This window comes from Sphingorhabdus sp. (genome assembly GCF_029865925.1).
In the GTDB taxonomy this organism is placed as follows: domain Bacteria; phylum Pseudomonadota; class Alphaproteobacteria; order Sphingomonadales; family Sphingomonadaceae; genus Sphingorhabdus_B.
This window is the reverse complement of the sequence record NZ_JARXAI010000060.1, coordinates 1-22,861: the sequence shown is the minus strand read 5'-3', so window position 1 is coordinate 22,861 and position 22,861 is coordinate 1. Positions and strand designations below refer to the sequence as shown.

The 22,861-nt window shown below is 56.2% G+C and carries 17 protein-coding genes, 1 pseudogene and 1 riboswitch; of the genes and pseudogenes, 13 read left to right on the top strand and 5 right to left on the bottom strand.

Annotation, left to right across the window (positions count from 1 at the left end):
* Positions 1-102 precede the first annotated feature (102 nt).
* The 10 genes from ftsZ to QE270_RS05425 all read left to right on the top strand — a co-directional run bounded on the left by ftsZ (position 103) and on the right by QE270_RS05425 (position 12,301).
* Positions 103-1,596 (top strand): cell division protein FtsZ, encoded by a 1,494-nt coding sequence (ftsZ, locus tag QE270_RS05470; protein ID WP_300036349.1) that lies wholly within the window; start codon positions 103-105, stop codon positions 1,594-1,596.
* A gap of 280 nt (positions 1,597-1,876) precedes the next feature.
* A complete protein-coding gene (locus QE270_RS05465) occupies positions 1,877-3,370 on the top strand; it encodes a hypothetical protein (RefSeq protein WP_300036346.1) in 1,494 nt (497 codons plus the stop codon).
* Between the two features lie 39 nt (positions 3,371-3,409).
* Positions 3,410-4,561 (top strand): deoxyguanosinetriphosphate triphosphohydrolase, encoded by a 1,152-nt coding sequence (locus QE270_RS05460; protein ID WP_300036343.1) that lies wholly within the window; start codon positions 3,410-3,412, stop codon positions 4,559-4,561.
* On the top strand, positions 4,558-5,214 hold the full coding sequence (locus tag QE270_RS05455; RefSeq protein WP_300036340.1) for an NAD-dependent epimerase/dehydratase family protein: 657 nt from the start codon (positions 4,558-4,560) through the stop codon (positions 5,212-5,214). The genes QE270_RS05460 and QE270_RS05455 overlap by 4 nt, the downstream gene beginning before the upstream one ends.
* A 34-nt stretch (positions 5,215-5,248) precedes the next feature.
* Positions 5,249-5,337: riboswitch (glycine riboswitch) on the top strand.
* 182 nt (positions 5,338-5,519) lie between these two features.
* Positions 5,520-6,668 (top strand): glycine cleavage system aminomethyltransferase GcvT, encoded by a 1,149-nt coding sequence (gene gcvT / locus QE270_RS05450; protein ID WP_300036337.1) that lies wholly within the window; start codon positions 5,520-5,522, stop codon positions 6,666-6,668.
* Positions 6,665-7,036 (top strand): glycine cleavage system protein GcvH, encoded by a 372-nt coding sequence (gene gcvH, locus QE270_RS05445; protein ID WP_300036334.1) that lies wholly within the window; start codon positions 6,665-6,667, stop codon positions 7,034-7,036. The genes gcvT and gcvH overlap by 4 nt, the downstream gene beginning before the upstream one ends.
* 36 nt (positions 7,037-7,072) lie before the next feature.
* Positions 7,073-8,431, top strand: coding sequence for an aminomethyl-transferring glycine dehydrogenase subunit GcvPA (gene gcvPA, locus QE270_RS05440; RefSeq protein ID WP_300036331.1), 1,359 nt, complete (start codon positions 7,073-7,075; stop codon positions 8,429-8,431).
* Positions 8,428-9,999: an aminomethyl-transferring glycine dehydrogenase subunit GcvPB gene (gene gcvPB / locus QE270_RS05435; RefSeq protein WP_300036328.1), complete on the top strand. Its 1,572-nt coding sequence runs from the start codon at positions 8,428-8,430 to the stop codon at positions 9,997-9,999. Before gcvPA ends, gcvPB begins: the two co-directional genes overlap by 4 nt.
* Positions 9,996-10,625 (top strand): DUF938 domain-containing protein, encoded by a 630-nt coding sequence (locus QE270_RS05430; RefSeq protein WP_300036325.1) that lies wholly within the window; start codon positions 9,996-9,998, stop codon positions 10,623-10,625. The genes gcvPB and QE270_RS05430 overlap by 4 nt, the downstream gene beginning before the upstream one ends.
* 116 nt (positions 10,626-10,741) lie before the next feature.
* Positions 10,742-12,301: a fatty acid--CoA ligase gene (locus QE270_RS05425; protein ID WP_300036321.1), complete on the top strand. Its 1,560-nt coding sequence runs from the start codon at positions 10,742-10,744 to the stop codon at positions 12,299-12,301.
* Between the two features lie 56 nt (positions 12,302-12,357).
* Here the strand turns inward: QE270_RS05425 and QE270_RS05420 are convergent, their stop codons facing one another.
* The 5 genes and pseudogenes from QE270_RS05420 to QE270_RS05400 all read right to left on the bottom strand — a co-directional run bounded on the left by QE270_RS05420 (position 12,358) and on the right by QE270_RS05400 (position 18,668).
* Positions 12,358-13,659 (bottom strand): UDP-glucose/GDP-mannose dehydrogenase family protein, encoded by a 1,302-nt coding sequence (locus QE270_RS05420; protein ID WP_300036318.1) that lies wholly within the window; start codon positions 13,657-13,659, stop codon positions 12,358-12,360.
* Positions 13,660-13,749: 90 nt separating this feature from the next.
* A pseudogene (locus tag QE270_RS05415) lies at positions 13,750-14,064 on the bottom strand (UDP-N-acetylglucosamine 2-epimerase); the annotation flags it as partial.
* Between the two features lie 180 nt (positions 14,065-14,244).
* On the bottom strand, positions 14,245-17,337 hold the full coding sequence (locus tag QE270_RS05410) for an efflux RND transporter permease subunit (protein ID WP_300036315.1): 3,093 nt from the start codon (positions 17,335-17,337) through the stop codon (positions 14,245-14,247).
* Between the two features lie 12 nt (positions 17,338-17,349).
* Positions 17,350-18,399 carry an efflux RND transporter periplasmic adaptor subunit gene (locus tag QE270_RS05405; RefSeq protein WP_300036312.1) on the bottom strand — a complete coding sequence of 350 codons (1,050 nt, stop codon included), beginning with the start codon at positions 18,397-18,399 and terminating at the stop codon, positions 17,350-17,352.
* Between the two features lie 98 nt (positions 18,400-18,497).
* Positions 18,498-18,668, bottom strand: a complete 171-nt coding sequence (locus QE270_RS05400; protein WP_300036309.1) for a hypothetical protein — start codon at positions 18,666-18,668, stop codon at positions 18,498-18,500.
* A 10-nt stretch (positions 18,669-18,678) separates the two neighbouring features.
* On the opposite strand from QE270_RS05400, the gene QE270_RS05395 reads away from it, so the two are divergent.
* The 3 genes from QE270_RS05395 to QE270_RS05385 form a co-directional block, all read left to right on the top strand.
* Positions 18,679-19,113, top strand: a complete 435-nt coding sequence (locus tag QE270_RS05395; RefSeq protein WP_300036306.1) for a hypothetical protein — start codon at positions 18,679-18,681, stop codon at positions 19,111-19,113.
* Between the two features lie 141 nt (positions 19,114-19,254).
* Positions 19,255-21,432, top strand: a complete 2,178-nt coding sequence (katG, locus tag QE270_RS05390; RefSeq protein ID WP_300036302.1) for a catalase/peroxidase HPI — start codon at positions 19,255-19,257, stop codon at positions 21,430-21,432.
* Between the two features lie 286 nt (positions 21,433-21,718).
* Positions 21,719-22,861: S41 family peptidase (locus tag QE270_RS05385; RefSeq protein ID WP_300036299.1), on the top strand; the 1,143-nt coding region annotated here is incomplete at its 3' end.

The window sequence follows — 22,861 nt, the reverse complement described above, 5'->3', positions numbered from 1 at the left end:
GAAAGCTGTGCAAAACGGGTAATTTTGGGGTGTGCGTTTTTTGCTTTTGTGTCAAAAGCGTGAAAATTTCGAACAAGCTGATGGGGCTAAGGGGATAAAATTATGAGCATCAATATCGGGCCACCAATGGTTGACGAATTGAAGCCGAAAATCGCAGTTATTGGGGTTGGCGGCGCTGGGGGTAACGCAGTTGCAAACATGATTGGTGCGAAGGTCGAAGGCGTTGATTTCCTTGTAGCTAACACGGACGCTCAGGCACTGAACGCTTCGCCAGCTGAATATCGCATCCAGCTCGGTCCTGAAATTACGAAAGGATTAGGTGCTGGCTCACGTCCTGAAGTTGGTCGTGCGGCCGCGGAAGAGACCATCGAGCAGGTGAAGGCCGCATTGGCAGGTTGCCACATGTGCTTCATCGCGGCGGGTATGGGTGGCGGAACCGGAACGGGTGCTGCTCCAGTTATTGCCCAAGTTGCGCGTGAAATGAATATTTTGACAGTTGGTGTTGTCACAAAGCCATTCCTTTTTGAAGGATCGCGCCGCATGCGCTCGGCAGAATCCGGCATTGCCGAGCTCCAACAGCATGTTGACACATTGATTGTCATTCCAAACCAGAACCTGTTTTTGGTCGCTAATCCCAACACGACATTCAAAGAAGCATTCCAGCTTGCTGACGAGGTTTTGCAGCAAGGTGTTCGTGGCATCACTGATCTCATGGTCATGCCTGGCCTCATCAACCTCGACTTTGCCGACGTTCGTTCTGTCATGCACGAAATGGGTAAGGCAATGATGGGTACTGGTGAAGCAGAAGGTGACAACCGCGCACTTGAGGCTGCGGAAAAGGCAATTGCCAATCCGCTGCTCGACGGCGTTTCGATGCAGGGTGCTAAGGGCGTTATCGTCTCGATCACCGGCGGCGAAGATATGCGCTTGATGGAAGTCGACGAGGCTGCAAACTATATCCGCGAATTGGTTGATCCGGATGCCAACATTATCTGGGGTTCGGCGTTTAACGAAAATCTGAACGGAAAAATCCGTGTTTCTGTCGTTGCTACTGGCATTGACAATGAAGGCCTGAGCGCTTCGCCTGCGACACAATCGCGCACGCCTTTCTCGTTCAGCCGTCCAGCGGTAGCGGAACCCGTTGCTCCGGTCAGCACTACAACATCTTTGTTCGATAGCACGCCAGCTACTCCAGTCGCAGAAGAGAACGATTTTGAAGAACAAGAGACTGATGTTGAAGATGATAGCTTGATCCTCGGCAGCGATTTCGAAGATACCGATGCAGATCAAGAATTTGAATCATTCACCCCGGAGACTGCTGCTCCAGCCAGCATGTCGTCAAGCTCGTGGGCAGGTGCAGATGCACTTGAACTCAACACGCCCGCTGAGGACGAGGTACCTGTACCTACTGCAGCCCCAGTTGATGTGCCTGCGGCTTCTGAGCGCGTTGTTCCACGCATTTCAACAGGCGGAACATTGTTTGAGCGGATGTCCAATCTGTCTCGCGGTCTTTCGCGCTCCGATGACGAGAACAAGGCTGATGATGACGCTAGCAGCGTCAATATCCCGCGTTTCCTTGATCGGCAGAACAACTGATAGGTTGCGCATCCAGCGCATCGTCAGTTCGTCCTCTTTAGACAACCGTTTGTCCGAGCACAGCGTTAACGCGCTTTGCGTCGGGCAGCGGCTGCTCCAATAGAAGTGCATGCATGTGACAATTTTACGAAGCGTGGGGCTATTGTGCGCGCTTATGATGTCAACCAGCGCCTTTGCGCAAGCGGTTGACGAAAGCGCACTTGAAGCTTTTGACAGACAAACTCCTAAAGTGCTCCCTGTCATATCCGAGCCTGCAGGGGCAGTGGAACTGCGCTCTGCAATGCGGAGAATTTCATTCAACCCGTCGGACGCTGATGCTTTGGCGGATGCTGGCAATGCGTCTTTAGTTTTGGGCGATGCCAACGCGGCGCTCAATTTCTTCACACGCGCGAACGCGCTGCGCCCCGGCAACAGCCGCATCGTTTCGGGCCTGGCTACCGCCACCGTGCGCACCGAAAACCCCTTTGAAGCGCTTCGATTGTTTGATGACGCGGTCCGGTTGGGCGCGAATGAGCGCTCAATTGCGATTGATCGTGCATTGGCGTTCGATCTGCTGGGGAATTTTGGTCGCGCACAGCAGGATTATAAGCTGGCGCGGACCGCATTTACCTCAGATGATTTGATTATACGGCAGTCTGTATCCTTGGCCTTGGCCGGGCAATATAGAGAAGCTGATGCTCTGCTGGTGCCCCTGCTTGAGCGCAAAAGCGCTTCTGCTTGGCGTGCGCGCGCGTTCATGCTTGCGGCACGCGGCGAGTTGCGTGAATCAACAAAAGTCGCGCAAGGCTTTATGGATGGCCCTTCCGCGGAACGCATGGAGCGGTTCTTTCGTTTAATGCCCAACCTTTCAGGCGCGCAGCAGGCGGCGGTCATTCATCTTGGGCATTTTCCAACGAGCCAATATGTCGGGCGTGACAGCGAACAGGTCCGCCGCGTTGCAGCAGCGCTTCCGCAAACTGCCCTTGCACCTCCGCAAAACCGCCTAATTCCCTTGGGCGATCCGTTTGGTCCGAAGGCTGCAAAAACCGGCGATACCAAAATCGCGCAGGCGCCGGACGTTAAGAAGGACCGAAAGGCCCATGAGAGCGGAAAGGTTCTGACGGCCGTGGCTAATATTCCCGCGTCGCCCAAGCCTGCCGCGACGTTGAACCCAGCCCCAACTGCTATTCCAGGTCCTGTCAGCAATGTTCCTATCACTGCCCAAGCGGAAACAAAGGCAGTTGTTTCCGCCATAATGGGGGCAACCATATCGTCACCGGCACCGTTGGTAACTGTGCAGGGGCCGACATCTGCGCCGACCGGACTTGCAGTTGCATCATCCGGCTTTGATCTCGGTGCGGTTGTTGCCTCTATCGAAATTCCCAAAGGTGAACAGTTGCCCTCGCAAGTTCCGGTCGATTTGAAAAGTTTGAAACCTGTGATGACCAAGGTGGCAGCAGAGCGCGCCAAGGTCGCTAAGGTTGATTCCAAGATCGCGGCAAAGGCCAAGCTCGAAAAGGATAATCCGGCGCGATATTGGGTGCAGATCGCCGCTGGAAAAGCAAGTGCGCTTGGCTTTGACTATCGCAAATTTGCCAAAAAATATCCGGAATTGCTCAAGAATAGAAATCCGTTCACGGCGGAATGGGGCAAGACAGATCGGCTTTTGGTTGGTCCTTTTGCGGACCAGAAAGCGGCGAAGAAGTGGGAAGGCGACTATAAAAAGGGTGGCGGTGATGCTTTCATGTGGAAAAGCGAGATTGGCGAGGCCGTTAGTCCGTTGAAAACAAAATAGCCGCTTTCGAATTAGGTCGGTTGGCGGCATAAGCGCGACATGTCGCAACTGGCTCCTTATGCTTCCTTTCCTGAACATAGTCGTGGCCGGCTTCATGCCGAGCCGAAGAGCGACATTCGCGGGCCGCGCGATATTTTTCAGCGTGATCGCGACCGCATCATTCATTCAATTGCTTTCCGCCGCTTGCGTCACAAAACGCAGGTGTTCATTTCACCCGATGGGGATCATTACCGCGTACGCCTTACCCACAGCCTTGAGGTCGCGCAGATCGGCCGCACCATCGCCCGCGCGCTGGGGTTAAACGAGGATTTGACCGAGGCCTTATGTCTCGCGCACGACATTGGTCACCCGCCCTTTGGCCACGCGGGAGAGGATGCACTTGAAGCGGCGATGAAGCCTTTTGGCGGGTTCGATCATAATGCGCAGACGCTCCGCACATTAACGCATCTTGAATCGCCATATCCGTCATGGCCGGGTTTAAACCTAAGCTGGGAACTGCTTGAGGGGCTGGCCAAGCATAATGGCCCCGTCGCACGTCCCGGTTGGGCCTTGGCCGAGGTGGATGCAGGCTTTGATTTACGCCTCACTGACTGGCCATCGCTTGAGGCCCAGATTGCGGCGATCAGCGATGATATTGCTTATGACAATCATGACATTGACGATGGCATTCGGGCTGGCTTGCTCGACATTGACCAATTGCTTGAACTGCCTTTTGTGGCGGAGCGTTGGGAGGCGATATTGGCTCGCCATCCCGAGGTGCGTCCGCGCCGGTTGATTGGCGAACTGACGCGCGAACAGATTGGTATTATGGTCAATGATGTGATTGAGTCGACGCGCGGCAGAATACAAGAACTGGGCATCAAGAAGGCCGATGACGTGCGCAAGGCAGGCGTCATGATCGGCGGGTTTTCGCCGGAAATGGCGGCGCGCGAACGCCAGCTCAAGGCATTTATGTATGAAAAACTGTACCATCATCCCACGCAAAATGAAGCGGCGGTTGGTGCCTCGAAAATCGTGCGCGAATTGTTTGTGGCCTATCGCAATGACGTGAGCCTGCTGCCACTTGAATGGCGCGAAAATTTGCCGGAACACGACCCACAGCGCAGCCGCCACATCGGCGATTTTCTGGCTGGTATGACCGATCGCTTCGTTACTGACCGGTACCGTGAAATATGTGGGGACATGGCATGAAGCGAAAAATCCTTATCGCTGGTGGTTCGGGGTTGGTTGGCAGACAAACCGCGGATTTTTTGGCGGCCAGCGGATATGAGGTCCACTTGGTTTCGCGGCGGCCGTCGGCGCTGCCAATGCCTGCCATAAAAGAGCATGTCGCCTCAAGCGATGAATGGGCGGAGATTGTGGCGCGCATCAAGCCTGACTGTTCCATTTCCTGTTTGGGCACGACTATACGCAAGGCCGGATCGCAGGATGCTTTCAAGGCGGTCGACCATGATCTGGTGCTTGCCTTCGCGCAGGCCAGCCAAGAAGCGGGCACGCGACATTTTTTCACCGTATCGTCCGTAGGTGCGATGCCCGCCAGCGGCAGTTTTTATCTTAGAACAAAGGCGGACATGGAGCAGGGGCTTCGCAATATCGGCTTTAAACGTCTTGATATCATGCGACCCAGCCTGCTGACAGGCGGTCATCGTGATGACCATCGTCCAGGCGAGGCCTTCGGTATCCTCTTGGCGCCGATTGCTGATTTGCTGATGTTCGGACGGATGAAGAAATATGCATCTACGCCGTCTTGCAAAGTAGCAAAGGCCATTGCGGCGCGCGCAAACAGACATGACGGTGGTGTTTTTATCCACGAAAATGATTCGATAAACGCGCTGGCTGGTTGACTCTCCAAGGCGGCAAGGCCAATGCGGATTCGTCGCTGACGAAGCGGGAGAGCGTCCCTTATAGGGACCGCCGAAGGAGCAACCGCCCCGGAATCTCTCAGGCAAAAGGACCGCTTCGGCTTTTGCGACACTCTGGAAAGCGCATGTCTTTGCCATTTTTAAAGATATGCCACCGAAGGTGTAACCTGCCTTTGTGACCGTTCGCGGCAACAAAGGCGGATAAAGCTCTCAGGTACCCGTGACAGAGGGGGTAGCAGACCTTGCGCCAACCGGCGTCGGTCGCTGCGACTCTTGAACGGACTGATATGAGCGAAGAAGACGAATTCGAACTCGAACCCATCGAAATATTGGAGCTGCCGCTCGACGCATGGCATCGCGACAAGGGCGCGCGCATGGTCGAGTTTGCGGGCTATCATATGCCCATCCAATATGAGGGCATTATGGCCGAACATATCTGGACGCGCGACAATGCCGGGCTTTTTGATGTCAGCCATATGGGGCAATTAATGCTGACGGGCGACGGCGTCGCCGAAGCGCTTGAGGCGTTGGTTCCCGGCGATATCTCGGCGCTCCAAGAGGGCAAGATGCGTTATTCGCTTTTGCTCGCCGAAGACGGCGGCGTTCTTGATGACATGATGATCACAGCTGTGCCGATGGGGCTGTATGTTGTCGTCAACGGCGCGGTAAAATGGGACGATATGGGCTATCTGAGGGAGTATTTGCCCGATGAAATCACCATCAACAATATGGAAAACCGCGCCCTATTTGCGCTTCAAGGCCCTAAAGCTGCGGAGGCATTGAAGCGCGTTGTGCCCGGTGTTGACGCGCTGTACTTCATGGAGGCAGGCTCTTTCTTCTGGGGGCCAAAGACAGATCCGGAGCCACTTTGGATCAGCCGTTCAGGCTATACCGGTGAGGATGGCTTTGAAATTTCGGTGCCCGCGGCCCATGCACAAAAGCTGGTTGACCAGCTGAGCGCGCAGCCCGAAGTTAGGCCGATCGGCCTTGGTGCAAGGGACTCGTTGCGGCTTGAGGCGGGACTTCCGCTTTACGGTCACGACATGAACCCAGATGTTGACCCCGTCGAAGGCAATGTAGCCTTCGCAATCTCGAAACGCCGCCGCGCCGAAGGTGGGTTTGCGGGCGCAGAGCGCATATTGGATGCGCTCGCCAACGGCCCTGCACGCAAGTTGGTTGGACTTTCGGTCGACGGCAAAATGCCCGTGCGGGAAGGCGCGCAGATATTTGCAGGCGAGGCGCAAGTTGGCATTATAACCTCGGGTGGATTTGCCCCAAGTTTAGGCGCACCCATCGCCATGGGCTATGTCGATTCCGCCCATAATGCCGCCGGCACCGCGCTTGAGGCAGAGGTGCGCGGCAAGCGCGTTTCCGTCACCGTCGCGAGCCTACCCTTCATCCCACATCATTATCATCGCAAAGGAGGCAGTATATGACCCGTTTTTTCACCGAAGATCATGAGTGGATCGAAGTTGACGGCGATACCGCTACGGTCGGCATCACACATTATGCGCAAAGCCAATTGGGGGATATCGTGTTCGCGGAAGTTCCGGCGGCAGGCGCAACCTTGAAAAAAGGCGGTGATGCAGCGATTGTGGAATCGGTGAAGGCCGCATCGGACGTTTACGCGCCCGTCAGCGGCACCGTCATTGAAGGCAATGATGCGCTTGAAGGCGACCCTGCGCTTGTGAACAGCGACCCGGAAGGCGAGGGCTGGTTCTTCAAACTGACCTTAAGCGACACCAGCGAACTCGACAGCCTCATGAACGCCGCGGCATATCAGGCATTTGTCGACGGGCTTTAAGATAATCCGCTCGCGACGCTGGCTATGGAGATTGACATGCGCTACTTACCGCTAACCCCCTCCGACCGACATGCGATGCTTGGCATCATCGGGGCTAAATCGATTGATGATTTGTTCGTTGATGTGCCGGCCCAAGCGCGGTTGGACGGGCCAATTCGGGGCCTGCCAAATCATGCCAGTGAAATGGCGGTGGAGCGGCATTTCTCTACCCTCGCGCGCAAAAACATGACGGCGTCGCAGCATCCGTTCTTTTTGGGTGCAGGCGCGTACAAGCATCATGTGCCGGCGAGTGTTGATCACATCACCCAGCGCGGCGAGTTCCTGACGGCCTACACGCCGTATCAGCCCGAAATCGCGCAGGGCACGCTACAAATGCTGTTCGAATTCCAGACGCAGGTTGCGCGATTGTTCGGATGCGATGTTGCCAATGCGTCGATGTATGACGGCTCCACTGCATGCTGGGAGGCAATCGGCATGGCTGGCCGCATTACCAAGCGGACAAAGGCAGTGCTGTCGTCGGGGCTGCACCCGCATTATGTCAGCGTCGCCAAGACAATGGCGCGATATACGGGCGACACACTCGATACCGCCTTGCCGGACCTGTCCGCCAAAACCGATAGCGTGCGGTTGCTCGACGCCATTGATGGCGAGACCAGCTGTGTCGTTGTGCAATATCCAGACATCTTGGGGCGGATTGAAGATCTTTCCGCTATCGCTGCCAAAGCCCATGAGCATGGCGCGTTGCTGATCGCGGTGGTGACGGAGCCGGTTGCTTTGGGTGCGATCAAGGCACCGGGCGACATGGGCGCGGACATCGTGGTGGGTGAGGGGCAGTCGCTTGGCGTTGGCCTGCAATTTGGTGGGCCATATGTTGGCCTATTTGCCTGCAAGGAAAAATTCGTTCGCCAGATGCCCGGTCGCTTGTGCGGAGAGACTGTGGATGCGCAAGGCAAGCGCGGCTTTGTCCTGACCTTGTCTACGCGCGAGCAGCACATCCGCCGTGAAAAGGCGACATCAAATATCTGCACAAATTCAGGACTTTGTGCGCTGGCCTTTAGTGTACATCTAACCTTGCTCGGCGAAAAGGGGTTGCGCGGATTGGCGCAGTTGAACCATGCGCTCGCGGTGCAGGCGGCGGATCGGCTAACCCAGATTGCTGGTGTCGAATTGGTCAATGACAGCTTCTTCAACGAATTCACACTCAAGCTGCCCAAGGAGGCGCGGCCAGTGGTGCGCGCGCTTGCAGACCACGAAATTCTAGGAGGCGTATCGCTTGGACGGCTCTATCCGGGGACGGATGCACTCTCCAAGGGACTCGTTGTCGCCGTTACTGAGGTTGTAACCAGTGAGGATGTGGAAACATTCGCGGTTGCTTTGCAGGAGATTTTGGCATGAACGCAATCAATCAAAGCGGATGGAAACCTGAAATGGGCAATGCTGGCGAAACCGCGCCTGCGACCTTCACAGGTAACAAGGCGTTGATGCTTGAAGAGGCATTGATTTTCGAAATTGGCACCGCTGCAACAACCGGTGTTGATCTTGCCGACGCGCCGAAGGTTGCCGCGCGCTTGGGCAATTTGGAGCGGCATCGCGACATCGGCCTTCCCGGATTGTCGGAACCTGAAACCGTCCGCCATTACACCCGCTTGAGCCGTCAGAATTATGCGATCGATTTGGGCTTCTTCCCGCTGGGTAGCTGCACGATGAAGCACAATCCGCGGCTGAATGAAAAGGTCGCGCGTATGGCAGGCTTTGCCGATGTGCACCCCCTGCAGCCTGTTGAGACCGTGCAGGGGGCATTGGCGGTGATTAATGAGCTGGCCATGTGGCTGATCCAGCTCACGGGCATGCATGGGGTCGCTATGACACCGAAGGCTGGCGCTCACGGAGAGTTGTGCGGAATATTGTGCATCAAGGCCGCTCTTGCGGCACGTGGTGACCCACGCTGCGTCATTCTCGTTCCCGAAAGCGCGCATGGGACCAACCCTGCCAGCGCCGCTTTCGCCGGTTTCTCGGTTGAGAATATCCCGGCAACCTCCGAAGGCCGCGTGGATCTTGCGGCGCTTACAGCAAGGCTTGGTCCTGATGTGGCAGGGGTTATGATCACCAACCCCAACACATGTGGCCTGTTTGAACGTGATATGAAGGCGATTTCCGATGCCGTCCACGCGGCTGGTGGCTACGTCTATTGCGACGGTGCGAATTTCAACGCGATTGTTGGTCGCGTCCGTCCCGGCGATCTTGGTATCGATGCGATGCACATCAACCTGCACAAGACCTTCTCCACCCCGCATGGCGGCGGTGGGCCGGGTTCCGGGCCGGTGGTGTTGTCTGAAGCGCTGTCGCCTTATGGCCCCTTGCCCTATACCGCACGCAATGCTGATGGCCATTACACACTGATAGAGGAAGAAACCGCTCAGGAATACCATCCACACAGCTTCGGGCGCATGACCGCTTTCCACGGGCAAATGGGCATGTTTACCCGCGCGCTGTCTTACATCATGTCGCATGGTGCAGACGGTTTGCGCCAAGTGGCCGAAGATGCAGTCCTCAACGCCAACTATATCTTGCGCAGCCTCGAAGATGTGCTTGAGGCGCCATTTGCGCATAGCGGCCCTTGTATGCATGAGGCATTGTTTAGCGATAACGGCTTGGCCGACGGCTTTTCCACCCTCGACATCGCCAAAGGCCTGATCGACGAAGGCTATCACCCGATGACGGTGTACTTCCCGCTTGTGGTCCATGGCGCTATGTTGGTTGAACCGACCGAAACCGAAAGCAAGGCAACGCTGGACCAGTTCATCGGCGCACTACGTTCGGTGGCGGAGCGGGCAAAGGCGGGCGACCCGTCGCTGAAGTCCGCGCCGCATCACGCGCCGCGCCGTCGCCTTGATGAAACCCAGGCTGCGCGCAAGCCAGTGCTGGTGTGGCGGGAACCCGAACAGTTGGTTGCAGCCGAGTGAGCGGCCCGCAACCGTTTGTGTTTGAGGCCGGCGTCGAGGTCAAACGCTACGCGCCCGCGACCGAGCGGAACCGCGATGTGATTGCCGAAACCTTAGTGAATGTGCTTCCTGCAGAGGGGGTGGTGTTAGAAATAGCCAGCGGGACTGGCGAACATGCTGTGCACTTTGCGCAGCTGTTTCCGGCAATTACGTGGCAGCCAAGCGACCCTGACCCCATTGCCATTGCATCGATCAATGCATGGCGTGCCGACTATGCCGTGCCGAATCTGCAGCCGGGGATGTTGCTGGATGCCTCAGCGGACTGGACAATCGCGCACGCCGACGCGATTGTCTGCATCAACATGGCGCATATTAGCCCATGGGCGGCCACAGTCGGGTTACTCCGCAACGCCGCGCGCCTTTTGCCGCAATCCGCGCCGCTTTTCATCTATGGGCCATTTCGCCAGCGCGACGTCCCCTTAGCCGAAGGTAACGCGTCATTCGACGCTGCGCTGCGGCAACAGAACGCGGAATGGGGTCTGCGTTATGTTGAGGACATTACCGAAGAAGCGCGCGACGTCGGCTTGGCTCTGGATCAGATTATCCCGATGCCGTCGAACAACCTATCGCTGATTTTCTGTCGTTGAGGGACACTTCAGTCCTCGCTCGGATTAGCAAATCGCAGCATTGACACGCCGCTATAATCTCTCGACAAAACACATCAGGCCTCTGCAAAATACGGTCATTCTTGGGAGATAATAACATGGTCGCTGCCGGTTACGACATACTTACGTTCGATGGCTTCTTGAAGCATTGGACGACGGAAAGACCGGATTGGGCTGCGCTCTCACAAGATAACGCGCATTTCACATATGCGCAGTTGGAAGAACGCACCGCAAAAATCGCAACTATGCTGCTTGGGCTGGGTTTGAAAAAGGGCGACCGCGTTGCCTGGATTGGCAAGAACAGCGATCTGTATTTTGCGCTTTTCTACGGCGCGGCTCGCGTAGGCATCGTCATGGTCCCGATTGGCTGGCGTTTGGCGCCCGCCGAATGGTCCTATATCGCCAAGGATACCGGCGCGCGCGTTTTGTTTGCAGGACAAGGGTTTGAGGCTGGTGTTCAGGCGCTTGGCGATCAGACTGCTACTGTCGAGCGCGTAATCGGCGAGGACGAAGCGCGGCAGATGATCGACGCCGCGCCGCGTGCGCCGTTCGACGCTGCTGGCGCCGATGACGCCGCGCTGCAGCTTTATACGTCAGGCACCACGGGTAATCCCAAGGGTGCGGTGCTCTCCAACCGAAACCTCTTTGCCTTGCGCAAAAATGCGGCTGAAGAAGAACATGCCTATAGCAAGTGGGATGATGATGAGGTTGTCCTTATCGCCATGCCCTGCGCGCATATTGGCGGGACCGGGCTTGGCATTATGGCGCTGGTGTCTGGTCTGCCGGCGCTGGTACAGGCCGAATTTACGCCAGATTCGGTCTTTGATGGCATCGAAAAGGGCGGCGCAACGCGCTTGTTCATCGTGCCCGCCGCCTTGCAGATGATGGTTAACCACCCCAGATGCCGTGATGTCGATTATAGCCGGCTCAAATATATCCTCTATGGCGCAGCGCCCATTCCGCTTGAACTATTGCGCCAGTGCATGGACGTTTTCAGCGCCGAGTTCATTCAAGTCTACGGCATGACGGAAACGACGGGCACCATTTGCATGTTGCCGCCTGAGGATCACGACCCCAATGGCAATAAACGGATGCGCTCGGCTGGCAAACCACTGCCCGGTGTAGAATTACGCGTCGTTGATGGGGCGGGGAATGATGTTCCTGTGGCTGATGTCGGCGAGATATGGACGCGGTCATCTAACAACATGCTTGGCTATTGGAACTTGCCTGATGCCACGAAGGGTACTGTCGCCGAGGGTGGTTGGATAAAGACCGGAGATGCCGGATATCTTGATGAAGACGGATATATGTACATCCACGACCGCGTGAAGGACATGATCATAACCGGCGGCGAAAATGTGTATCCTGCGGAAGTGGAAAGCGCGATTTACGGCCATCCCGATATATTGGAGGTCGCCGTCATTGGCGTACCTAATGAAAAATGGGGCGAGGCGGTGAAGGCGGTATGCGTTCCCAAACCCGGTGCTCAGGTGGATCCCGAAAGCGTAATCGCTTGGGCCCGCGTACGCATTGCCGGTTTCAAGGTGCCACGTTCCGTCGACATCATTGCGGCGTTGCCCCGCAATGCGTCAGGAAAGATACTCCGCAAGGATTTACGCGCGCCTTATTGGGCTGGTTACGACCGGCAGGTGAATTAAAGCTTATTGGAGGCCTGCGGCTGCAACCGGCCAACTTCCAATATTGCTTATGTTCCTCAGCGTCCCACGCTGACATAATTGAACCCAGCGGCCTGCGCTTCTTCGGTGCCATATATGTTGCGCAAATCCACAAGAACATCGCCCGCCATCGCGGCGTGGAGTTTCTCGAGGTCGAGCGCACGATATGCGTCCCACTCGGTAATCAAGGCCACCGCTTGTGCATCTTGCGCGGCGTCATAGGCACTGCTGGCCATGATGACATCGGGAAGGATTTTTGTTGCTTCCTCCATACCTTCGGGGTCATGTGCATGCACAATTGCGCCGGCATCGAGCAAGGTCTGAACAATCGCAACGGACGGCGCATCGCGCATATCATCTGTATTGGGTTTGAACGTCAGGCCAAGTAGACCAATTTTCATGCCCCGCACATCACCGCCCAGCGCGGTGATGATCTTGCGGCCCATAGCACGCTTTCTAAGGTCATTTGCCTGCACGACAGCCTCGACTATCCGAACGGGCGTTTCATGGTCCTGAGCGGTTTTGAGAAGCGCCAGCGTGTCCTTTGGAAAGCAACTGCCGCCATAGCCAGGACCAGCGTGTAAGAACTTTGACCCGATGCGATTATCAAGGCCGATGCCGCGCGATACGTCTTGCACATTGGCGCCCAGTTTCTCGCATAGATCCGCCATTTCATTGATAAAGGTGATCTTCGTCGCCAAAAATGCGTTCGCGGCATATTTGATCAACTCGGATGAACGGCGGCTCGTGAACAATAAAGGCGATTCGTTGAGAAACAGAGGACGATACACAGCGCGCATGACATCGCGCGCCCATTCAACGTCGCTGCCCACGACGATGCGGTCAGGACGCTTGAAATCACCAATGGCAGCGCCTTCACGCAAGAATTCGGGGTTTGATACGACTGCAAACTCAAGCTGTGGGTTGGTTTCGCGAATGATGCGTTCAACTTCGTCGCCAGTGCCCACAGGAACGGTAGATTTTGTCACGACAACGGTCCGCGGATCAATGGCGCTGGCCAGTTCCTCGGCAGCTGCATAGACATAGCTCAGGTCCGCATGGCCATCGCCACGGCGCGACGGCGTGCCAACGGCTATGAAAACAGCGTCGCACCCTTTGACCGACCGCAGGACATCCGTTGAAAAGCTCAGCCGTCCAGCGTCTACGTTCGATTTAACCAATGCGTCCAAGCCGGGCTCGTAAATCGGCATGATGTTTGCGTTCAATCGGTCGATCTTTGTCGCATCCTTGTCTACGCAGACAACTTCATGTCCGAAATCCGCAAAGCACGCCCCAGACACAAGGCCGACATAGCCCGAACCGATCATTGCAATCTTCATTGGATATCCCTCTTTCAGACGGCTGTCGAATAGCAGCGCCTTATGACGTTATTTGGTCAGGAACAAGTGTTGCAGCGCGGCTCTGCGATACTAAGCAGGTAATAGACGATCTTGTCGACGCGCATTCCAGACAATCTCAGCTATGCGCTGGCTGACGTACCCATCTCCAAACGGATTATGTGCCCGCACCATGGCGGAATAAGCGGCATCATCGTCTAAAATATTGGAAACCTCCAAAATTATCCTGTGTTTATCAGTGCCGATTAGCTTTGCGGTGCCTGCGGTAATGCCCTCAGGGCGCTCGGTAGTGTCACGCAGAACCAGCACAGGTTTGCCAAGCGCTGGTGCCTCTTCTTGAACGCCGCCGCTGTCGGTAAGCATGATGTGACTAATCGCCAGCACTTGATCCAGCATCTGTCGATGCTGGGCACTTACCAGAACTTCAGTGCGCATGTCCGGTCCCTGTGTCTTTTGCTCGAGGCAAAGCCGCAGATAGGACTAATATGTTAAGAAGTGACGAAATGTTCTGTGAAGTTTTGGAAATACTTCGCTATGCTTCGCGGCAAGAAAGCCTCAAGCTGAGTGCTACTTTTGCGCTTCCATCTCTTGCGCAAGTCGGCGTGACACTGCTTCGGGTGAGCCGGTAAATTTGGCGAGGTGCGCATAAATCAGCGGAATGAGCACAAGAGTGATGAGCGTCGCGAGCGTTACACCGAAGACAATAACTACGCCGATTGCGGACCGCGCCGCGCCGCCGGCACCGCCGGCAATTGCCAAGGGTATCGCGCCAAACACGGTTGCGATGGACGTCATTAAAATTGGACGTAATCGGCGCGCAGCGGCCTGTTGAATCGCGTCGAGAATTTCCAGACCTTCGTCACGCAATTGATTGGCGAATTCGACAATCAAAATACCGTTTTTCGCGGCCAGTCCGACGAGCATCACAATACCTATCTGACTATATAGGTTCAGCGTCATCCCAGTGAGGGCAAGCCCAATGATGCCGCCACCGACAGCTAGGGGCACTGTCGTGATAATCGTGATCGGATGCACAAAGCTCTCAAACTGCGCTGCCAGCACCAGATAGACGAGAAGAATGGTTAGGAAGAAGACCACGATAATGGAACCACCCGTTTCCTTGAACGCCTGACTTTCACCGCGATAGCCAACGGCCAACACCTCGGGCGATGCAGCAGCTTGTTCTTCCAGAAATGCTAGCGCTTCCCCCATGGAGTAGCCAGGTGCCAGACCGCCCGATAGGTTAATGGCGCGCAGTTTGTTGAAGCGGCCCAAATCGCGTGCGCCGGCTGTTTCAGTATATTTGATCATATTGGCCAAAGAAACGAGCGCGCCATCGCGCGCTCGCAATTGAATGGCGGCAAGATTTTCCGCTGTCGCGCGATCTCTCGCGTCCGCCTGAATGATGACGCGATATTCTTCACCACGGTCCACATAAGTTGATACCCTGCGCGACCCCAACAGCGATTGAAGCGCCTGACTGACATCGGCCACCGATACGCCTAAATCGCCAGCGCGCGCGGTATCGACCTGAATCTCCATCTGTGGCTTAGTTTCTTTATAATCTGAATCGAGGTTCACGATTCCGGGATTTTGACTTGCTGCTGCCAATATGCGGTTGCGTGCAACGGTTAGTGATTCATAGGTCGAACCCGCAATAACGAAATTCAGTGGCTGGCCTCGACCGCGCCCGATGGAGGACCGCGCCGCTCCGTTGCCGCGAACCGCGGGCAGTTCGGCAAGAATCTTGTTGACTTGTGCAACGACATCTTCGGTCTTTTCGGTGCGCTCTTCCCAGGGTTTAAGGAAAATCGAGAACGTACCTGAATTGAAATCATCGCTTGCTGAATAGCCGCCAGGCGTCCGCTGGATCACGGAGCGAACGGTGCCCTTGTCGCGCAATTTGAGCAATGGTTCGGACGCCTGCAGCATATATTTGTCCATTGCCTCATAGCTCGTACCTTCGGGCGCGGCGATATTAGCGCTCAGGATGCCTACGTCTTCAGCCGGCGCTAGTTCCGACTGAACCGTCGTAAACAGGAACCCGGCGACCATTAAGAACACAAGCACGCCCAGCAGTGCCACCAGTGGCTTTGCAATGACGCGCGCAAGCAGGTTGGAATAACTCTGCTCAATCCGCTGAAACTTGTCATCTACCCATGATGCCAAGCGTCCGCGCTTCTCTTGCTTTAGCAATTTCGAACACAGCATCGGCGTAAGGCTAAGTGCGACGAAACCAGAAAAGGCGACGGCAGCTATCATTGCGCCTGCCAGCTCGCGGAACAGCAAGCCTGTTTGTCCTGCAAGGAACATCACCGGCACAAACACCGCGCAAACGACGATGGTGGTCGAAATGACCGCAAAAGCGACTTGTCGCGTACCTGTTACTGCAGCAACCAAAGGCGGCTCGCCCTGTTCGATCCGGTGATAGACGTTTTCAAGCACAACAATGGCGTCGTCGACAACCAAGCCGATGGCCAAAACGAGCGCTAGAAGGGTGAGTAAGTTGATGGAAAAGCCTAACATCCACAACACAGCAAAGGTCGCAAGAAGGCAGATCGGCACGGTAACCGCCGGAATGATAGTCGCGCGCCAACTGCCTAAAAACAGGAAAATGACCAGAACAACCAGTGCTGCTGCTTCAGCTAGAGTTATCCAGACGCCACTGATAGCCTTGCCGATGAACAGCGAATCGTCGGAGCCGACGGAAATCGTCATGCCGCGCGGCAGTGTTGGCTTGATTTTCTCCGCCAGCGCCTTGGCGCTGTCGGCCACGGCCAACGTGTTTGCCCCTGACTGGCGCACAATACCTAAGCCTAAGGCCGACTTGCCATTTAACCGAAATGCCGCATAAGGGTTTTCCGGGCCGGTTTCGACCCGCGCAACGTCGGATAACCGGGTGAGCGATCCGTCAGCGCCCCGGGCGACCACCAACTGCCGAAATTCGGCTTCGTTACCAAAGGGGCGGCTGACCCGAAGCGTGACGTTTTGGTCGGTAGATTCTAAACGCCCGGCGGGCAACTCGACATTCTGGCTACGCAAGGCATTTTCAACATCGAGCGGGGTCAATCCTAGCGCAGCCAGCCGGTCAGGCTGAAGCCAGATACGCATTGATGGCCGCGCTTCGCCGCCGACAAAAATGCGGGCTACACCGTTGATAGCCGAAAAGCGGTCGACGAGATTGCGGTCTACATAATCGCTTAATTCAAGACGCGACCAGCCCGGTTTGGATACAACGAGGAACAGGATCGGCGATGCATCGGCGTCCACTTTGCGCACCTCGGGTGCCAAAACCTCTTCAGGCAAATCATCCGCCACGCCACCTACGCGGTCGCGCACATCATTGGCGGCGCTATCGACGGGGCGACCGGGCGCAAACTCAATGGTGATTTCGGATTGACCATCACGTGAACGCGACGTGATGGTTTGGATACCTTCAATTCCGGCAAGCGCGTTTTCGAGAACTTGAGTCACGCGCGTTTCAACAACGCTTGCGGCAGCGCCAGTGTAGGCCGTCCCAACAGATACGATTGGGGGTTCGGTGTCAGGATATTCCCGCACCGGCAAATTCAAAAAGCCAACGATCCCGACCAGCACCATAAGTATGGCGATAACCCCGGCAAATACCGGTCTGCGGACGGAGATGTCGGAAATGCTCATGTCAGAACTGCATCAACGTGCTTTGTTCGATGTGTCGCTGCCTTTGGCTTTGCCCGTGCGGACAGTCGCGCCATCAGAAAGCTTCACGACGCCCTCGGTTACAATTCGGTCGCCAATCTTGAGGCCTTCAATGATCTCGACAAGATTTCCATCGCGCGCACCTGTTTTAACGGGCATGCGTTTAACCTTAAAATCTGCCCCCATGATGTAGACAAAACTGGTGTCGCCTTCCCGAACTAAAGAAAGTTCCGGAACCGCTGGGGCGATGCGCGTTTTTGAGGTGATCGTTACCGAAAGCAGCATGCCGGGTTTCAGCAAAGCATCGCGGTTGGGCAATATTGCACGTAACGTAGCTGTTCGGGTTTGCGGGTTAATTACCGGATCAATTGCCATAATCTTTCCGGATGCGACATAGTCGGGATAGGCAGACGCCTTGGCAGTAATCTGCTGCCCGACTTGAACATTTGCAAGCATGGTCTCAGGAACGGTGAAGTCCAGCTTTATGGAGCTGAGGTCGCTTATAGCTGCGATTTCGTCCCCCGCGCTAACGACAGCGCCAATGGATATGCGCCGCAGCGACACTTGACCGGAGAAGGGCGCACGGACAACGCGGTCGCCAATCGAGGCGCGTGCCACATTCGCCACGGCCTTTGCTGCACTGGCTGAAGCTGTTTGTGCCTCCAAACTTGCGTTGGTCGCAAAGCCGCGACGGTGGAGTTCGGTGATACGCGCTAGCTGCTGCTCTGTTTCGCGAACCCGCGCCTGCGCGCTGGCGAGAGAGGCGGTTTCCTGACCTTGTGCGAGCACGGCAAGCATCTGCCCTTTTTGGACATAATCCCCATCGGAAAAGCCAAGCTGCGTTATCCGTTCGGTAACCGGTGCGCGCACGGACACTTGTTCGTTGGCGTTAGCTGTGCCGATCGCGACGTAATTATCCGAGAATTGATTTGAGACTGCCGGTCCGACTGTCACCAATGGCGCAGGGCGTTCACGCTTTTCATCGCTGCCGCTTCCACATGCTGCAACACAGAACATCAATGAGAGAAGGATAGGTTTGCGCATTTTTTCACCGAGTGGGGAGAGGACGGAAATGAATTCTGTTTACCTGTTGGCGAAACTAACTGCAAACGACCAGTATTTTTCGACGAATGGAGTTTTTGTTAACGATTCCGCGTGTGCCAGCGCGCAAACTGCACGGCGCGCTGCGATTTACCATCGGATATCGTATCAATGCCGGATGAGGTGATCAAAAGCCGACAGGCCAGCCTTTGCCCTTCGCCCATGGCAACGATAATATAGACATTTAGTGACTTCCGAGACACCTTTTGCATTATTCCAGTGATGGAAGGAGGTGTTTTCGATGACGAAAAACGACGAGCGCGAGTTACAGCGCAAGCTTCGGGTGCTGAACCGGGCAAAGGCAAGATGGGCCCGCCCGATCGGGGCGTGCCGGAGGACAGCAAGCGCGTCGGTTCGGCCCCAATGGCGCGCCGATATGCCGCTGCGTGGCGCCGCGACCTCCATGACAGCGGACTGCCGGGCTATTTGCAAACCGCCGAGAGGCCAGGCTGGGCGTTGATCGCCTGCCGCATCGCGCCGGAATATCGGGTCGATGATTACGCAGGGCTCGGTGAATATTCCGATGGCTCGCACATCCAGCGCTCGGTCCGCGCCGCCGCCTTGCAATTCCGCCTGCGCCTGCCGCGGGTGGGCGGCGAATCCAAGCATGAAGGATTGGGGCGCATCAGGAGCGATCAAGGGATCCGCAACAAATAATCGCCGAAGCAGTTTAGACTAACGACTATAATCTGTTATTGAAAATTACAGGCTCTGCTAAGAGGATCGGTGAAACATCTGGTCTGTGCAGTTGTTTCGCAGACCAACTTAGACTTGCATCTGAAATTGAAGGAACTTGCTATGACCGCCGACACTACTTGCCCGATGGGCCATGGAGATGCCTCTATCCGCACGCTACTGGGGCGCCAGAACAAGGATTGGTGGCCGGATGCACTGGCGGTTGACGTGCTTGCTCCTAACGGTGCTGCCAATCCGATGGGCGACGATTTCAGCTATGCCGAAGCGTTCAAGTCGCTCGATTACGCCGCGCTCAAGGCCGATCTCACTGCCTTGATGACCGACAGTCAGCCGTGGTGGCCGGCTGATTATGGCCACTACGGTCCGTTCTTCATCCGCATGTCCTGGCATGCAGCCGGCACCTATCGGACCGGTGACGGGCGTGGGGGTGCCAATTCCGGGCAGCAGCGCTTCGCTCCGCTCAATTCGTGGCCGGACAACGGCAATCTTGACAAGGCTCGGCGCCTACTGTGGCCGATAAAGCAGAAGTATGGTCAATCGATCAGCTGGGCCGACCTGTTCGTCCTCGCCGGCAATGTTGCAATCGAATCGATGGGCGGCCCGGTGTTCGGTTTCGGTGCCGGCCGCGCCGACGTCTACGAACCCGAAAAGGACATTTACTGGGGGGACGAGGACAAGTGGGTCAACGAAGGCGTGCAGACTCGGATCGACCCCGAGCGCGGCTTTGCAGAACTCGACGGACCACTCGCGGCGATACAGATGGGTCTGATCTACGTCAATCCTGAAGGTCCCGGCGGCAATCCCGATCCGCTGCTTTCGGCGCGTGACATGAAGGCGACCTTCCTGCGCATGGCTATGGATTCGGAAGAAACCGTGGCGCTTACCGCTGGCGGGCACACCTTCGGCAAGGCGCACGGCAACGGCGATGCTTCGCTGCTCGGCAAAGCGCCAGCGGGCGGCGATCTCGGCTCGCTTGGCTTCGGCTGGATCAGCAGCGCAGAACATGGCGGCATCGGCGAGCATACCGTTACCAGCGGCATCGAAGGATCTTGGGTCAACACGCCCACGACGTGGAGTGAGAACTACTTCCGCCTGCTGCTCGACTACGATTACGAGTTGGTTCACTCGCCAGCCGGCGCGCAGCAATGGCAGCCGATAAACCAGAAGCCCGAGGACATGGCCCCTGCGGCGTGGGACCCCGAGGTCAAAGTCCCGACGATGATGACCACCGCTGACATGGCACTCAAGCTGGATCCCGAATTTCGGGCGGTGAGCGAGAAGTTCCGCACCGATCATCAGGCCTTCAAGGATGCCTTCGCGCGCGCTTGGTTCAAGCTGACGCACCGCGATATGGGACCCAAAGTCCGCTACCTCGGCCCCGAAGTTCCGTCCGAAGTCCTGATTTGGCAGGACCCGGTTCCGGCTGGACAGGAACCGTCAGCCGCCGATATCGCTGCGGTCAAAGCGAAGATCGCCAGTAGCACGTTGACCGTCAGAGATCTGGTCAAGACCGCCTGGGCCTCGGCCAGTACCTATCGCAAGTCGGACCATCGCGGTGGTGCCAACGGTGCGCGGATCGCGCTCGCTCCGCAGAAGGACTGGGACGTTAACGAACCGGCCATGCTGGCCAAGGTTCTCGAAACCTTGAACGGCCTGCGCGGCAGCATGAGTTTGGCCGATGCGATCGTGCTCGGCGGGGTGGTTGGTCTGGAAAAGGCGATTCTGGATGCCGGCTTCACCGTCGAAGTACCTTTCATCGGCGGGCGCGGCGATGCCACGCAGGACCAGACGGATGTCGAAAGCTTCCACTGGCTCGAACCGCAGGCCGACGGTTTTCGCAATTATCTGCCCAAGAAGCTGCGCGTTAAGACCGAAGAAATGCTGCTCGATCGCGCGTCGCTGCTCGGTCTATCTGCACCGGAAATGACCGTGCTGGTCGGCGGCCTGCGCGTGCTCGGTGCCAACTTCGGCGGACGTGATCATGGCCACTTCACTAAGCGTTCGGGGCATCTGACGAACGACTTCTTCGTCAATTTGCTCGACATGACCAATGCGTGGAAAGCAAGCGACGAGAGCGAAGAAGAATACGTTGCCACCGACCGTTCCACTGGCGGTGAGCACTGGCGCGCCAGCCGAACCGATCTGGTGTTCGGTTCCAATTCCGAACTGCGCGCCATTGCCGAAGTCTACGCCGAGAAGGGCCATGAAATGAAGTTCGTGAAGGACTTCGTGGCGGCCTGGACGAAAGTGATGAACGCCGATCGCTTCGATCTGGCTTGAATGCACAGGCTCCATCCAGCAATATGCTGCCGGCGATACCTGTTGCCAAATCGCGTAATGCGCGAGAGCCGTCCGCTCGGGACACGCAGTCCCTTGGACGCAAACTGATCAGAGGGTATTAGATTGGTTGCTCTGGAGAGGAATAGGCAGCCTAGATGAGGCGTCGAACATATTTCGGCAATGAATGTGCGTGAACAATTTACAAGCAAGGTCTGTTAAATTTTGGTTTGGGATGGACAAGTGACTAGTGGGCGCATAGCAATTAGAGATCGTAGGCTTAGTCCGAATGAAGGAATACAATAAGGAATTGGCAAAAAAGCAATCGTTAAAAAGCATCGTGCTTATTCTGGCAGCAGGCGTGTCGGCATGCGGTGATGGAAGTAGTTCCGGAGGCGGAACGGATGTCGTGCTACCAACAAGTTCAACGCCGCCGCCTTCACCCCCATCGTCGACCACCTGCAGCTTGGTCAACCGGCAGAATTTTGCTGCGTCCGTTCTGAACGAATGGTATCTTTTTCCTGAAACCTTACCGTCGGCTTTAGACCCAGCAGCCTACACTTCAGTCCAGGCCTATATCAACGCATTGACTGCCACAGCTCGCGGGCAGGGTCGCGACCGGTACTTCACCTATGTCACTTCAATTCAGGAAGAAAATGCCTATTACGCCTCGGGTGCTACGGCAGGCTTTGGAGTGCGACTTGCTTATCAAGGCAGCCGCATTTTCGTAATTGAGGCGTTTGAAGGGGCGCCTGCGCTTGCAGCAGGTATCGACCGTGGCACCGAAATTCTGGCGATAGGAACGAATACGTCAAACCTGGTTTCTGTGGCTGACATATTGGCCACACAAGGCTCTGCGGGCATCTCGAGCGCCTTGGGTCCAAACACGGTTGGTACAAGCCGAGTTTTGCGTATCAGTGATGCATCGGGTGCACGCAACATCACCGTTGCCAAGGCAGATTATAACATCGACCCGCTATCATCGCGTTATGGGGTGAAGGTCATTGATAATGGCGGCGGACAGCGCGTCGGGTATATTAACATGCGCACATTCATTTCGACCGCTGATAATCAGTTGCGCACGGCTTTTGCGGATTTCCGCGCGCAGGGGATCACGAACTTTGTCATCGACTTCCGCTATAATGGTGGCGGATTGGTCTCTACGGCTGAGGTCATGGGCGACTTGCTTGCTGGCAACCGCTTTAGCAGCGATATATTCTCTGTGACCCGCTTCCGTGCCTCAAAGGCGTCAAATAATGAAACCAAGAGATTTGCGCCACAAACACAATCGGTCTCGCCGGTCAGAATTGCGTTCATCGCCACAGGCGCCACCGCGTCTGCCAGCGAGTTGGTGATGGCCAGCTTCGTTCCGTATCTTGGGGTCAATGCAGCGCTGATAGGCAGTAACAGCTACGGCAAGCCCGTTGGTCAG